Below are 12,904 nucleotides of genomic sequence, written 5' to 3'. Positions count from 1 at the left end.
ATTGACGGTTGTAGCCGGAGGGGCAGCGGGCGACTTCGCCAAGCCTCGGGCCGGATGGCCATCCGGCCCGAGGCTCAATCGCTTCCATCGCACATAATCATCTCGTGCAGATACAAGGGGCGGCGCCGGCGTTGAGGAAGTTCATTCGGCCTAAGCGACCTTTTCAGTCCGCGTAAAGCTCGCACGATCGGCGACGCGTGTATACCAGTCCCGGATATCCGCGAACCGCGCCAACAGATCGCGCCCTTGCGTGACCTTGACGAAATAGGCGATGATCGGCGCGGCGTGCAGGTCCGCCAGCGTCAGTTGGTCGCCAAGCAGCCACGGACCTTGTGGCTTCAGCGATCTCAGCACCTTCAGCACCGTCTCGGCCTGAGCAAGGCCGCCGGCGATCAACGCCGAATCCGGCTCAGCCTTCTCCAGCCGCTCGACGGCAACATCCCAGACCATGGCGCGATAGCCATAGGCGTCGAGCATGCCGATGATCTGGCCCATCCTGGCGCGGCCGCGCGCGTCGGCAGGCTGCAGCGCCGGTCCTTCGAAGGCCTCGTCGATATAGCGGGCAATCGCATTGGTCTCGAACAGGCGAAACCCGTCATAACAGAAGGCCGGGATGCGGCCGAACGGATGATGCTCGAAATACCAGGCGGGAATCCCCTCGGCGGCAAAGACATCGACCGGCACAAGCTCGTAGTCGATGCCTTTTTCCGCGAGTACGAGGCGGACGATGCGTACATAGACGCTGTACTCCGCCCCGTAGACGATGGGCTTGCCCATCTTGCTTACTTGTCAGGCCATCGCCTTCTGCAGGTTCTCGTCGATCTTGTCGAGGAAACCGGTGGTCGACAGCCAGGGCTGGTCGGGGCCGATCAAGAGCGACAGGTCCTTGGTCATGAAGCCGGACTCGACCGTCTGGATGCAGACTTTTTCCAGCGTCTCGGCAAAGCGCTTCAGGTCGGCATTGTCGTCGAGCTTGGCGCGATGCGTGAGGCCGCGCGTCCAGGCGAAGATCGAAGCGATCGAATTGGTCGAGGTTTCCTCGCCCTTCTGATGCTGGCGGTAGTGGCGGGTGACCGTGCCGTGCGCGGCTTCCGCTTCCACCGTCTTGCCGTCCGGCGTCATCAGCACCGATGTCATCAGGCCGAGCGAGCCAAAGCCTTGCGCGACCGTGTCGGACTGCACGTCGCCATCATAGTTCTTGCAGGCCCAGACATAGCCGCCCGACCATTTCAGGGCGGAGGCCACCATGTCGTCGATCAGGCGGTGCTCGTACCACAGCTTCTTCGACTTGAACTCAGCCTCGAACTCGGCCTCATAGACTTCCTGGAAGATGTCCTTGAAGCGGCCGTCATAGGCCTTGAGGATGGTGTTCTTGGTCGACAGATAGACCGGGTAGTTGCGCAGCAGGCCGTAGTTCAGCGAGGCGCGGGCGAACTCGCGGATCGACTCGTCGAGATTGTACATGGCCATGGCGACACCGGCGCCGGGCGCGTCGTATACATCGTGCTCGATCACCTGGCCGTCCTCGCCGACGAACTTGATGGTCAGCTTGCCCTTGCCGGGGAAGCGGAAATCGGTGGCGCGGTACTGGTCGCCGAAGGCATGGCGGCCGACGATGATCGGCTTGGTCCAGCCGGGCACCAGGCGCGGCACGTTCTTCATGATGATCGGCTCGCGGAAGATGGTGCCGCCGAGGATGTTGCGGATGGTGCCGTTCGGCGACTTCCACATCTTCTTCAGCTTGAACTCCTCGACGCGCTGTTCGTCGGGGGTGATCGTCGCGCATTTCACGCCGACGCCGTGTTTTTTGATGGCGTTGGCCGAATCGATGGTCACCTGGTCGTTGGTGGCGTCGCGGTGCTCGATGCCGAGGTCGTAATATTCAAGCTTGAGGTCGAGATAAGGGTGGATCAGCTTGTCCTTGATGAACTGCCAGATGATGCGGGTCATCTCGTCGCCGTCGAGTTCGACGACCGGGTTCGCCACCTTGATCTTCGCCATGGAAAGAATGCCTCGTTGCTGGATATGGGACGGCCTTGCCCGCGCGGCGTTGGGCCGGGAGATGTCGCCCGTATATCAAAGCGCTTTTGGCCACGCAAACGGCGATCGGTCACGAATTGGAGGCCAGAGCCGTCGTCATTTGCGAATGCTTCATTTTCCCGGCCGAATGTGGCAGGGACGCTGAAATGCCGCAAACAGCAGTTCATTGACAATCATGCCCGTCATCAAAGATCCCGATAGCATTGCAGTCGCTGGCCCGGCGATCATCCTCGTCGAGCCTCAGCTTGGCGAGAACATTGGCATGGTCGCGCGCGCCATGGCCAATTTCGGCCTGTCGGAGCTGCGCCTGGTCAACCCGCGTGATGGTTGGCCGAGCGAGAAGGCGCGCGCGGCGGCCAGCCGCGCCGATCATGTCATCGACGCTGTCACCGTCTTCGACGATCTGGCCTCGGCGCTCGCCGACCTGAACTTTGTCTTCGCCACCACGGCCAGGCAGCGCGACGGCTTCAAATCCGTGCGCGGGCCGGTGGAGGCGGGCAGGCTGCTGCGGGCGCGCCACGTGATGGGCCAGCGCACCGGCATCCTGTTCGGACGCGAACGCTTCGGCCTCTACAATGACGAGGTCGGCCTTGCCGACGAGATCGTCACTTTCCCGGTCGATCCCGATTTCTCCTCGCTCAACATCGCCCAGGCAGCACTTCTGATGTCCTACGAATGGATGAAGTCCGGCCTGGAGGACGAGACCAAGACCAATTTTTCCGGCCCGGACATGAAATCGGCAAGCAAGGAAGAATTGCACGGCCTGTTCGCCTATCTCGAAGGCGCGCTGGAAGCGCGCGGCTATTTCCGGCCGGCGCCGAAGAAGCCGAAAATGATCGACAATCTTCGCGCGGTGCTGACACGCCCCGGTTTTGCCGAACCGGAGCTGAAGGTGCTGCGCGGCATTATTTCGTCGCTCGACAGGTTTTCTCCGGCGATGCCGCGCGGCGACGGGTCCCCTGGCGACGACCCGCGGCGCTTGCCCGCGGCCGCCGCGCGGGCCCGCAAGGCGGAAGCGGCGCGCCTTGCCGACACCGGCAAGGACGATGACATACCGCCGCTTGGCGGAAAAGGAACCGACAATGACTGAGCGGCCGATCCTGATGTTCGATTCGGGCATCGGCGGGCTTACCGTGCTGCGCGAGGCGCGCGTGCTGATGCCCGATCGCCGCTTCATCTATGTCGCCGACGACGCTGCGTTTCCCTACGGCGCTTGGGAAGAGCCGGCGCTGAGGGCGCATATACTCGAATTGTTCGGCAAACTGCTTGAGCGCTTTGCGCCGGCCATTTCCGTCATCGCCTGCAACACCGCCTCGACGTTGGTGATCGATGCGTTGCGCGATAGATTTCCCGAGCATCCTTTCGTCGGCATGGTGCCTGCGATCAAACCGGCGGCGGAACGTACGCGCTCAGGGCTGGTTTCGGTGCTGGCGACGCCTGGCACCGTCAAGCGCCAATACACGCGCGACCTGATCAGCAAATGGGCACAGAAATGCCATGTCCGCCTGGTCGGCAGCGACAGGCTGGCGGGACTGGCTGAGATCTACATGCGTGAGGGCTTCGTCGATGAGGAGGCCGTACGCACCGAGATCACGCCGTGCTTCGTCGAACATGATGCGTTGCGTACGGATATCGTCGTGCTCGCCTGCACACACTACCCCTTTCTGGCCAATCGCATGCGCAAGACGGCGCCCTGGCCGGTCGATTGGCTCGACCCCGCTGAAGCGATTGCGCGCCGGGCGCTGTCGCTTCTCGCCGACATCGATCCGAGCGGTCGTGGCGAGATGCTGCCTGAAGGACCCGACCTTGCCGTCTTCACATCGGCAAGAGCCGATTTCCCGACCCGTCGCCTGATACAGGGCTTCGGGCTGGCTATGTCGTGATTGCGAAGCGGAACATCACGGCAGTCGTTGCGTTTTTCCCCAGATTCCAACGGGAGAAAGAACCATGCCAGCCACCTCGAAAGCCCAGCAGAAAGCCGCCGGCGCGGCTCTGTCGGCCAAGCGCGGCGAGACCAAGAAGAGCGAACTCCAGGGCGCTTCCAAGGGAATGTACGAATCGATGAGCGAAAAGCAGCTCGAGGAATTCGCCGAGACGAAGCGCAAGGGCCTGCCGGAGAAGAAGTCGAAAGACTAAGGATTAAGCATCCGGAATCAAAGAGCCCGCGGCCAAAACCGCGGGCTTTGAATCGATGTCGGCCGCCTGAGACCGGATAGGAGCCTACCAGCGCCCGCTGCAGCGCTTGATCTTGTAGCGTATGACCTTCTTGTGGCCGTGCCGCCAGATAACCTTCTTCTTGATCACGATGCGACAAGCCTGGTGATGCCGGTGTCCGTGCCAATGCCTGGCCTCCGCCGGCTCCGGTGTCAGGACCGCCATGGATCCCGCCAACACAGCGGCTCCCGTCAGGGTAAGGAAGAATTTCTTCATGCGATTGTAGCTCCTCTGCTCCGGTCCCTTCCTGATGCCGCTGGCGCAACCTCCCGCCACATCCGGCACTGTACTCAACCCAGAGACGCTATATCGTCGCCATGGCCTACGCCAGCCACAAGCTTGACACCGGTTAAATCTCCGTTTAATCAGCGCGCCAACACCGGGCCGCAATGCCCGGTGGTTTTCTTTATGTGCGCAAGATGCGTGGAAATCCAATTCTACTATCTTGTTTGAACTGACGTGTCCCGTGGGTTTTCCGCCGCGTTGCGTGGGAAAACCCTGTCAGGTCTCGAAAACGGAGGCCAGAGGAGGGCGCGTTTCCTTCACCCGGACCATGAGGTTCCGGGTGTATTGTTTTGAAAAGGGAATGCGATGAGCAAGCGCGAATCCGCGAAGTACAAGATCGACCGCCGTCTCGGCGAAAACATCTGGGGCCGCCCGAAGTCCCCGGTCAACAAGCGTGAATACGGTCCCGGCCAGCATGGCCAGCGCCGCAAGGGCAAGCTTTCCGATTTCGGCCTGCAGCTGCGCGCCAAGCAGAAGCTGAAGGGTCACTATGGCGACGTTTCGGAAAAGCAGTTCCGCAAGGTTTATGAAGAGGCTGACCGCCGCAAGGGCGACACCTCGGAGAACCTGATCGGCCTGCTCGAATCGCGTCTCGACGCGGTCGTCTACCGCGCCAAGTTCGTGCCGACTATTTTCGCCGCCCGTCAGTTCGTCAACCACGGCCATGTCAACGTCAACGGCAAGCGCGTCAACATCGGCTCGTATCGCTGCAAGCCGGGCGATGTCGTCGAAGTGCGCGAAAAGTCCAAGCAGCTGGTCATCGTTCTGGAAGCGGTCGGTCTCGCCGAGCGCGACGTGCCGGACTACATCGAAGCCGATCACAACAAGATGGTCGCGACCTTCTCGCGCATCCCTGGCCTGGCGGACGTTCCGTTTGCCGTGCAGATGGAACCGAACCTGGTCGTCGAATTCTACTCGCGCTAAAACGAGCGCGTTCTGCGACACCAAGCAAAGGCCGCCCGTCGAGGCGGCCTTTTCTTTGTCGGTCATGTCCGCTAACCCGGCGCTCTGGCCACTGAAAGCGACATGCCATGAACATGCTTCCAGACATCGAACCGATCGCCGACAGCGAAGGCGACTTCCATCCGCTGTTCGCCGACGTGCCGTCCTCGGTCGAATTCAACAAATTGCGCAAGCGGCTGCTGCGGCTGACCCGGCAGGCGATCGAGGATTTCTCGATGGTCAAGCCCGGCCAGCGCTGGCTCGTCGCGCTCTCGGGCGGCAAGGATTCCTACGGCCTGCTCGCGGTGCTGCTCGACCTCAAATGGCGCGGGCTCTTGCCGGTCGATCTTCTGGCCTGCAATCTCGACCAGGGCCAGCCGAATTTCCCCAAACATATCCTGCCGGACTATCTCGACAGTCACGGCATTGCGCACCGGATCGAGTATCAGGACACCTATTCCCTCGTCACCGACAAGCTGCCGGCGGGCAGCACCTATTGCTCGCTCTGCTCGCGCCTAAGGCGCGGCCATCTCTACCGCATTGCGCGCGAGGAGGGGTGCTCGGCGCTGGTGCTCGGCCACCATCGTGAGGATATTCTCGAAACCTTCTTCATGAACCTCTTCCATGGCGGCCGTCTCGCCGCCATGCCGCCAAAACTGCTCAACGACGACGGCGACGTCATGGTGCTGCGGCCATTGAGCTACTGCGCCGAGGCCGATCTGGAAAGATTCGCCGCCGCCATGCATTTCCCGATCATTCCCTGCGATCTCTGCGGCAGCCAGGAAGGTCTTCAGCGGAATGCCATGAAGGCGATGCTCGAGGACCTGGAAAAGCGTATGCCCGGCCGCAAGGATACGATGCTGCGCGCGCTGTCGAACAGCAGGCCATCGCACCTGCTCGACAGGAAGCTGTTCGACTTCGCTGCCCTCAACGACACCCTCACCACAAGGCAAGACATTTCCGATGACATTTGACGACACCGCGATCGATTGGCTGGCCGGCATTCTGGCCGAGGCGGCGCTGACCGAGATCATGCCGCGCTTTCGCCGGCTGGGCGATGGCGATGTCAGGCAGAAGACCTCGGCCGCCGACCTTGTGACCGAAGCCGACGTCAATGCCGAGCGGCTCATCACCGCCAGGCTGCTTGAGCGCTACCCCTCAGCGATGGTCGTCGGCGAGGAGGCCTGTTCCGACAATCCGGCACTGCTCGATGGCTTGGGCGATGCCGATCTGGCCTTCGTCATCGATCCGGTCGACGGCACTTTCAACTTCGCCTCCGGCGTGCCTTTGTTCGGCGTCATGCTGGCGGTCGTGGTCCAGGGCGAGACGGTTGCCGGCATCATCCACGATCCCGTCGGCAAGGACTGGCTGATTGGCGCCAGGGGCGCCGGCAGCCATATCCGGCATGCGCATGGCAGCCTGGAGAAGGTGCATGTCGCGGCACCCGCGCCGATCTCGGAAATGACCGGCTCGGTCTCCTGGCAATATATGCCCGAACCGGAGCGGTCGCGGCTGGCGCGCAACCAGACGAAGATCCTGTCGCAATTCGCCTATCGCTGCGCCGCGCACGAATACCGCCTGCTGGCGAGCGGCCATGCCCACTTCGTGGTCTACAACAAGCTGATGCCGTGGGATCATCTGGCCGGCGTGCTGATCCATGCCGAGGCCGGCGGCCATGCCGCGCGCTTCGACGGCAGCACCTATCTGCCCTCGCATCTCGGCGGCGGCCTGCTTGTCGCGCCAGACCAGGAAAGCTGGCACGAATTGCGTCGCGAGCTTTGGGCGCAATAGGAACGATTCCTGCGTTAGCCGAAGGAGCGGTGCAATTTCACGCAAATCCGGAGGCTCTCGAATGAAACCCCGGTTCGCATTTGTCGCCGCGGCTCTTGCCGCCGCTCTGTCTACCAGTTCCCAGGAAGCAAGATCGCAGGAGCGCAGTTGTCGCAGTTCCGATCCTGTCGATACGATAAGGGAGATGTCGGACGCTATCTATGCCTGCTGGAAACCGCCACCCGGAACCGCGGGCATGTCCCTGACCCTGCGGTTCTCGCTTCGCCGCAACGGCACACTGATCGGCAAGCCTCGCGCCACATATGCCGATCTGGGAACCGATGCCCAGCGCAGCCGTGCCTTCGTGGCATCCATTCTCAGGGCACTCGATGATGCTCTGCCATTGCCCTTTTCGGACAGCATGGGTGAAGCAATCGCGGGGCGTATGCTCGCCCCTCGGTTCACGGCAGCCCTTGAGGGTGCATCCTAATGCAAGTCGGTGATGTGCCCTGAAACGGGCGCGTTCTGCGGCTGGAACATCTTGCCGCGCTCGGCGATGAAGATCATCAGCAGCGCCGCGATCGACACGCTGCAGAAGCCGGCGGCCAGCGGCGTCACCGTGCCATTGAAGGCCTGGCCGATCAGCGTGCCGAGAATGCCGCCGAGAAACGTCTGCATGAAACCGAGGATCGACGACGCCGTGCCGGCCAGTTGCCCGAGCGGCTCCATGGCCAGCGCGTTGAAGTTCGCGCCCAGCGCACCGAACGGAAGCATGGCGCAGGCAAAGAAGGTGATGAACAGCCAGAGCGGCATCTTCATTTCCAGCGAAACGATCAGCCAGGCAAGGCTGATGACCAGGAACAGCAGCAGCGCGCTCTGCGACAGGCGGCGCATGCCGATGCGGCCGACAAGGCGCGAATTCAGAAAGTTGGAGAAGGCGAGCACGCCCGCGACGCCTGCGAAGATGACCGGGAACATCTCGCCGACATGGAAGATGTCGACATAGATCTGCTGCGCCGAAGCGATGAAGCCGAACATGGCGCCGAAGATGAAGGTGCTGGCGAAGGCATAGCAGATCGCAATGCGGTTGGTGAGCACGATGCGAAACCCGCCGACAATGGAGTTGAGTGTCAACGGCCGGCGATGTTCGGGATGCAGCGTTTCAGGAAGGCGCAGCAGCGACCAGGCCGAGACGAGGAGCGCACCGACGGCCATGGTGACGAAGATCCAATGCCAGGTCGCAAACAGCATGATGAACTGGCCGATGCCGGGAGCAATGACCGGTATCGCCATGAACACCATGAAGATCAGCGACATCACCTCGGCCATGCGCCGGCCGTCGAACGTATCGCGCACGATCGATACGGCGATGACGCGGGTGGCGGCCGCACCAATGCCTTGCACGGCCCGGCACAGCAGAAGTGTCTCAAAGCTTGGCGCAATGGCGGCAGCCGCGGCCGCGGCGACATAGATCACCAGCCCGGCGACCAGTGGTGCGCGACGCCCGAAGCGATCCGAGATCGGCCCGAAGAACAACTGTCCGCCGCCGAAGCCCAGAATGTAGGCCGTTATGACGTACTGCCGGTGGTTTTCATTTTCGACGCCGAGCGTGGCGCCGATCTGCTGCAGCGCCGGCAGCATGATGTCGATGGCCAGCGAGTTCAGCGCCATCAGCGCCGCGCACAGGGCGATGAACTCCCAGCGCGGAATGGGCAGTTTGCTTGCCGATTGCGGCGCTGGTTTTGGCTGGTCCACGGCAAGTCCGATCTTTCAAACGAAAATGCGCCGGCGGGCCGGCGCATTGGCTCGTCCTGGTCCTGGGTTCAGGACATGAAAATTGCCGAGGTGGGGCTGCCCCGGGTGCCTGGTGCTCGATGCCCAAAATCAACGTCGATTTTCGGGCATGCACAAAACAGAAATCAGGCGGCGCCTTTGACGCTGACGCCCTTCTCGACGAGGAATGTCTGCAACTCACCGGCCTGGAACATCTCGCGGATGATATCGCAGCCGCCGACGAATTCGCCCTTGACGTAGAGCTGCGGGATCGTCGGCCAGTTGGAGTATTCCTTGATGCCCTGGCGCAGTTCGGCCGAGTCCAGGACGTTCACGCCTTTGTAGTCGGCGCCGATATAGTCGAGGATCTGGACAACCTGGCCGGAAAATCCGCATTGCGGGAAACCGGGCGTGCCCTTCATGAAAAGGACGACGTCGTTGCCCTTCACTTCATTGTCGATGTAGTCGTTGATACCGCTCATGGAATATCCTTTCCCGCCTGTGGGAGTCAGGCTCGAAACATATCCCTTCAAATAAACCCAACGATTGCTCGAAACAAGACGTTAGCCGTGCCGTGGCTGAAATGGCGCAAAGGATGAGCCGTGTTGGGCCAAGCGCTAAGGTCAGTCGGGAACGCTGGTCTGCAAGGCGAGTGCGTGCAGCACGCCGCCCATATTCCCTTTCAGCGCGTCATAGACCATCTGGTGCTGCTGCACGCGGCTTTTCCCCCGAAAGCTCTCGGCCACCACCTCGGCCGCATAATGGTCGCCGTCGCCGGCGAGATCGCGGATCGTCACCTTGGCGTCCGGAATGCCGTCCTTGATCAGTTTTTCGATGTCGTGGGCATCCATTGCCATGGCAAAATCCTGTTTCGAGCGGCCGGTGTCAGGCCATAAGATGAGAGTCGGGCGAGCCTAAAGCCTTTCCGGTCCGGATTGAAGCCGTTCTGTCCCACCAACGGCAAGACGGCCCGACGGCTTCAGAGAAAGACTAGGCCGGTGGGCTTGCTTCATCCTCGGCAACGTCGTCGCGTGTCGAGAAAGCACGGCCAAGGCTAAAGGCCAGCACATAGAGCGGCGCGTTGAGCACAAGGCCGACAATGGGGAGATAGCTCGTCATTTGCCAAGCCGGTGAGAAGAACCCTTGGCCATAACCGTCGCAGATGAGCGACGAGCCGTACTCCCACAACGCGCCTACGACCACCGCGCTGGCAAAAAGCTTGATGCAGGTGACGATATGCCTTGCCCGTGCCGGATCCGGCGCCAGGCGGTCCCACAGAACCAGGCAGATGATCGGGACCGCGTAGATGAGATTCTGCGCGATGAGCATGGGGATGGCGCCATTGGCCGCGGCAAGGAACTCCGCGCGCGTTTCCAGCCGCATGCACACCTCGCTCGAGGTTGTCGACAGCAGGAAAAAGACGAACGGTCCCAGGAACCAGAAGAAGAACAACGACGGCCAGAAGACGACTGCAATCAGCGCCCGACCAGCCAGTTTCCTGTGATTGATCATGAGTTTCCCGAAAAACCGTTCCCACTTTTCGGGATCATGCTCTCGTCAACTGGCCTGGTCCATGAAGCGGGGGAACCAGCCTTCGTGCGCCGCGGAGAGTTCGCTGACCGGGATTGCCCTGGCGTCGCCAAGCTTCAGCGCGCTGCCCCCGGTCGAGCCGATCCACGGCGCGAAGATGCCGAGTTCGCCCTGCTGCTTGCGAATGGCGTCCCATTCGTCACCATGCGGATCGATCGACAGCGTCAGGAGATAACGGCCCTGGTCCTCGCCGAACCAGACCGGGATCGGGTCGGTGCCGACAAGACCGGGAACGGCGGCGCCGATTCCGGACGCCATCGCCATCTCGGCAAGTGCAACGGCGACACCGCCATCGGAAACGTCGTGCGCCGCCGTGACGATGCCGGATGCGATGAGCGCGCGCACATGGTCACCGACGCGCTTCTCATGCTCGAGGTCGACCGGCGGCGGCGGGCCATCCGTGCGGCCGTGTACGTCACGCATATAGACCGATTGCCCGAGATGCGTTCCCCAGGACGCGGGTGCGCCGACCAGCAAGATCATCTGGCCCTCGGCCGCAAAGCCGGTCCGCACCATCTTCGACCAGTCGGCGATCAGCCCGACGCCGCCGATGGTCGGGGTTGGCAGGATGCCCTGGCCGTTGGTCTCGTTGTAGAGCGAGACATTGCCGGAGACGATCGGGAAGCCGAGCGCGCGGCAGGCGTCGCCGATGCCCTTCACCGCGCCGACCAACTGGCCCATGATCTCGGGCCGTTCCGGGTTGCCGAAATTGAGGTTGTCGGTGGCGGCCAGCGGCAGAGCGCCGGTGGCGGTCAAATTGCGCCAGCATTCGGCCACCGCCTGCTTGCCGCCCTCATAAGGGTCGGCCTCGCAATAGCGCGGCGTCACGTCGGAGGAGAAGGCGAGCGCCTTGGTCGCATGGCCTTCGACCCGGACCACGCCGGCATCGCCGCCTGGAAGCTGCAGCGAATTGCCCTGGATCAACGTGTCATACTGCTCCCAGACCCAGCGGCGCGAAGACAGGTCGGGCCCGCCGAGCAGCTTCAGCAGCGCGTCGGCAACGTCGGCTTGCGGAATGTCATTGGCGGCCAGCGGCGCCGGCTTTTTCGGCTCGACCCACGGCCGGTCATATTCCGGAGCCTTGTCGCCGAGATCCTTGATCGGCAGATCGGCGACCTGATCCCCCTGGTGCAGCACGCGGAAGCGCAGATCGTCGGTGGTCTTGCCGACGATGGCGAAGTCGAGCCCCCATTTGTGGAAGATCGCCTCGGCTTCCTTTTCCTTTTCCGGGCGCAGCACCATCAGCATGCGCTCCTGGCTTTCCGACAGCATCATCTCGTAGGCGCTCATGCGCTCTTCGCGCACCGGCACCTTGTCGAGATAGAGCTCGATGCCGAGGTCGCCCTTGGCGCCCATTTCGACCGCCGAGCAGGTGAGGCCGGCGGCACCCATGTCCTGGATGGCGATGACGGCGCCCGAGGCCATCAGTTCGAGGCTGGCTTCCAGCAGGCACTTTTCGGTGAAGGGATCGCCGACCTGCACTGTCGGGCGCTTCTCATCGATCTTGTCGTCGAATTCGGCCGAGGCCATGGTGGCGCCGCCGACACCGTCGCGGCCGGTCTTGGCGCCGAGATAGACGACCGGCAGGCCGACACCCTTGGCTTCCGACAGGAAGATCGCATCGGTCTTGGCAAGGCCCGCCGCGAAGGCGTTGACCAGGATGTTGCCATTGTAGCGGGCGTCGAAATTGACCTCGCCGCCGACTGTCGGCACGCCGAAGGCGTTGCCATAGCCGCCGACGCCGGAAACCACGCCTGAAACGAGGTGCCGGGTCTTGGGATGGTCAGGCGAGCCGAAGCGCAGCGCATTCATCGCCGCGATCGGCCGGGCGCCCATGGTGAAGACGTCGCGCAATATGCCGCCGACGCCGGTCGCCGCGCCCTGGTAGGGCTCGATATAGGACGGGTGGTTGTGGCTCTCCATCTTGAAGACGACGCAGTCGCCGTCGCCGATGTCGACCACGCCGGCATTCTCGCCCGGCCCCTGGATGACCTGAGGTCCGGTGGTCGGCAGCGTGCGCAACCATTTCTTCGAGGATTTGTAGGAGCAGTGCTCATTCCACATCGCCGAGAAGATGCCGAGTTCGGTGAAGCTCGGCTCGCGCCCGACAAGATCGAGGATGCGCTGATACTCGTCGGGCTTGAGCCCGTGTGAGGCAATGAGCTCGGGGGTGATCGGCACGGAATTGGAAATGGTCATGGGCGGCGATTTATATCCGGGACGTTGGGATTTTGAGTCCCGTCTTATCGCAAGCCTTGCGACCGATACACCCATGGATTGACGAAAAACG

15 protein-coding genes are annotated in these 12,904 nt (G+C 62.3%); 7 read left to right on the top strand and 8 right to left on the bottom strand.

Annotated elements, in window-relative coordinates:
• Positions 1-150: 150 nt before the first annotated feature.
• Both NP503_RS19310 and NP503_RS19305 read right to left on the bottom strand, forming a co-directional pair.
• Positions 151-777 carry a glutathione S-transferase family protein gene (locus NP503_RS19310; protein ID WP_127270609.1) on the bottom strand — a complete coding sequence of 209 codons (627 nt, stop codon included), beginning with the start codon at positions 775-777 and terminating at the stop codon, positions 151-153.
• Between the two features lie 12 nt (positions 778-789).
• Positions 790-2,001, bottom strand: a complete 1,212-nt coding sequence (locus tag NP503_RS19305; RefSeq protein ID WP_127270610.1) for an NADP-dependent isocitrate dehydrogenase — start codon at positions 1,999-2,001, stop codon at positions 790-792.
• A 214-nt stretch (positions 2,002-2,215) separates the two neighbouring features.
• On the opposite strand from NP503_RS19305, the gene NP503_RS19300 reads away from it, so the two are divergent.
• The 3 genes from NP503_RS19300 (at position 2,216) to NP503_RS19290 (ending at position 4,176) form a co-directional block, all read left to right on the top strand.
• Positions 2,216-3,130, top strand: coding sequence for an RNA methyltransferase (locus NP503_RS19300; RefSeq protein ID WP_127270612.1), 915 nt, complete (start codon positions 2,216-2,218; stop codon positions 3,128-3,130).
• On the top strand, positions 3,123-3,923 hold the full coding sequence (gene murI, locus NP503_RS19295; RefSeq protein WP_127272587.1) for a glutamate racemase: 801 nt from the start codon (positions 3,123-3,125) through the stop codon (positions 3,921-3,923). Before NP503_RS19300 ends, murI begins: the two co-directional genes overlap by 8 nt.
• 64 nt (positions 3,924-3,987) lie before the next feature.
• Positions 3,988-4,176 (top strand): DUF3008 family protein, encoded by a 189-nt coding sequence (locus NP503_RS19290; protein ID WP_023810328.1) that lies wholly within the window; start codon positions 3,988-3,990, stop codon positions 4,174-4,176.
• 84 nt (positions 4,177-4,260) lie between these two features.
• Here the strand turns inward: NP503_RS19290 and NP503_RS19285 are convergent, their stop codons facing one another.
• Positions 4,261-4,470 carry a hypothetical protein gene (locus tag NP503_RS19285; protein ID WP_127271832.1) on the bottom strand — a complete coding sequence of 70 codons (210 nt, stop codon included), beginning with the start codon at positions 4,468-4,470 and terminating at the stop codon, positions 4,261-4,263.
• Positions 4,471-4,845: 375 nt separating this feature from the next.
• On the opposite strand from NP503_RS19285, the gene rpsD reads away from it, so the two are divergent.
• The 4 genes from rpsD (at position 4,846) to NP503_RS19265 (ending at position 7,741) form a co-directional block, all read left to right on the top strand.
• Complete coding sequence (rpsD, locus tag NP503_RS19280) at positions 4,846-5,463, top strand: 30S ribosomal protein S4 (protein ID WP_023759539.1); 618 nt, start codon at positions 4,846-4,848, stop codon at positions 5,461-5,463.
• A gap of 107 nt (positions 5,464-5,570) precedes the next feature.
• Positions 5,571-6,455, top strand: coding sequence for a tRNA 2-thiocytidine(32) synthetase TtcA (gene ttcA, locus NP503_RS19275; protein ID WP_127271767.1), 885 nt, complete (start codon positions 5,571-5,573; stop codon positions 6,453-6,455).
• Positions 6,445-7,272 (top strand): inositol monophosphatase family protein, encoded by an 828-nt coding sequence (locus NP503_RS19270; RefSeq protein ID WP_127272588.1) that lies wholly within the window; start codon positions 6,445-6,447, stop codon positions 7,270-7,272. The genes ttcA and NP503_RS19270 overlap by 11 nt, the downstream gene beginning before the upstream one ends.
• A gap of 235 nt (positions 7,273-7,507) precedes the next feature.
• Positions 7,508-7,741 (top strand): hypothetical protein, encoded by a 234-nt coding sequence (locus NP503_RS19265; RefSeq protein WP_236382783.1) that lies wholly within the window; start codon positions 7,508-7,510, stop codon positions 7,739-7,741.
• On the opposite strand, the gene NP503_RS19260 is transcribed toward NP503_RS19265, so the two are convergent.
• From NP503_RS19260 to purL, 5 genes are all read right to left on the bottom strand, one after another.
• Positions 7,738-9,006: a multidrug effflux MFS transporter gene (locus NP503_RS19260; RefSeq protein ID WP_127269497.1), complete on the bottom strand. Its 1,269-nt coding sequence runs from the start codon at positions 9,004-9,006 to the stop codon at positions 7,738-7,740. The two genes, NP503_RS19265 and NP503_RS19260, sit on opposite strands and share 4 nt — an antisense overlap.
• A 164-nt stretch (positions 9,007-9,170) precedes the next feature.
• Positions 9,171-9,506 (bottom strand): Grx4 family monothiol glutaredoxin, encoded by a 336-nt coding sequence (gene grxD / locus NP503_RS19255; protein WP_006332883.1) that lies wholly within the window; start codon positions 9,504-9,506, stop codon positions 9,171-9,173.
• A gap of 141 nt (positions 9,507-9,647) precedes the next feature.
• Entirely contained in the window at positions 9,648-9,881 is a 234-nt protein-coding gene (locus NP503_RS19250) for a BolA/IbaG family iron-sulfur metabolism protein (protein ID WP_010909092.1), read from the bottom strand.
• Between the two features lie 133 nt (positions 9,882-10,014).
• The gene (locus tag NP503_RS19245; RefSeq protein ID WP_127269498.1) at positions 10,015-10,536 is read right to left on the bottom strand and encodes a hypothetical protein; all 522 of its coding nucleotides are present in this window, start codon (positions 10,534-10,536) and stop codon (positions 10,015-10,017) included.
• 45 nt (positions 10,537-10,581) lie between these two features.
• A complete protein-coding gene (gene purL / locus NP503_RS19240; protein ID WP_127269913.1) occupies positions 10,582-12,813 on the bottom strand; it encodes a phosphoribosylformylglycinamidine synthase subunit PurL in 2,232 nt (743 codons plus the stop codon).
• Positions 12,814-12,904 lie beyond the last annotated feature (91 nt).

The sequence above is a fragment of the Mesorhizobium sp. SEMIA396 genome, assembly GCF_024518615.1.
Classification (GTDB): domain Bacteria; phylum Pseudomonadota; class Alphaproteobacteria; order Rhizobiales; family Rhizobiaceae; genus Mesorhizobium.
This window is presented reverse-complemented; position numbering and strand designations above follow the sequence as displayed.

Bases quoted from the DNA above. Each gene is read 5' to 3' on its own strand.
- murI (WP_127272587.1), top strand. From the start codon at position 3,123: ATGACTGAGCGGCCGATCCTGATGTTCGATTCGGGCATCGGCGGGCTT.
- NP503_RS19290 (WP_023810328.1), top strand. From the start codon at position 3,988: ATGCCAGCCACCTCGAAAGCCCAGCAGAAAGCCGCCGGCGCGGCTCTG.
- NP503_RS19270 (WP_127272588.1), top strand. From the start codon at position 6,445: ATGACATTTGACGACACCGCGATCGATTGGCTGGCCGGCATTCTGGCC.
- NP503_RS19265 (WP_236382783.1), top strand. From the start codon at position 7,508: ATGTCCCTGACCCTGCGGTTCTCGCTTCGCCGCAACGGCACACTGATC.
- NP503_RS19250 (WP_010909092.1), bottom strand. From the start codon at position 9,881: ATGGCAATGGATGCCCACGACATCGAAAAACTGATCAAGGACGGCATT.
- NP503_RS19245 (WP_127269498.1), bottom strand. From the start codon at position 10,536: ATGATCAATCACAGGAAACTGGCTGGTCGGGCGCTGATTGCAGTCGTC.
- NP503_RS19285 (WP_127271832.1), bottom strand. From the start codon at position 4,470: ATGAAGAAATTCTTCCTTACCCTGACGGGAGCCGCTGTGTTGGCGGGA.
- rpsD (WP_023759539.1), top strand. From the start codon at position 4,846: ATGAGCAAGCGCGAATCCGCGAAGTACAAGATCGACCGCCGTCTCGGC.
- NP503_RS19305 (WP_127270610.1), bottom strand. From the start codon at position 2,001: ATGGCGAAGATCAAGGTGGCGAACCCGGTCGTCGAACTCGACGGCGAC.
- NP503_RS19300 (WP_127270612.1), top strand. From the start codon at position 2,216: ATGCCCGTCATCAAAGATCCCGATAGCATTGCAGTCGCTGGCCCGGCG.
- purL (WP_127269913.1), bottom strand. From the start codon at position 12,813: ATGACCATTTCCAATTCCGTGCCGATCACCCCCGAGCTCATTGCCTCA.
- grxD (WP_006332883.1), bottom strand. From the start codon at position 9,506: ATGAGCGGTATCAACGACTACATCGACAATGAAGTGAAGGGCAACGAC.
- ttcA (WP_127271767.1), top strand. From the start codon at position 5,571: ATGAACATGCTTCCAGACATCGAACCGATCGCCGACAGCGAAGGCGAC.
- NP503_RS19310 (WP_127270609.1), bottom strand. From the start codon at position 777: ATGGGCAAGCCCATCGTCTACGGGGCGGAGTACAGCGTCTATGTACGC.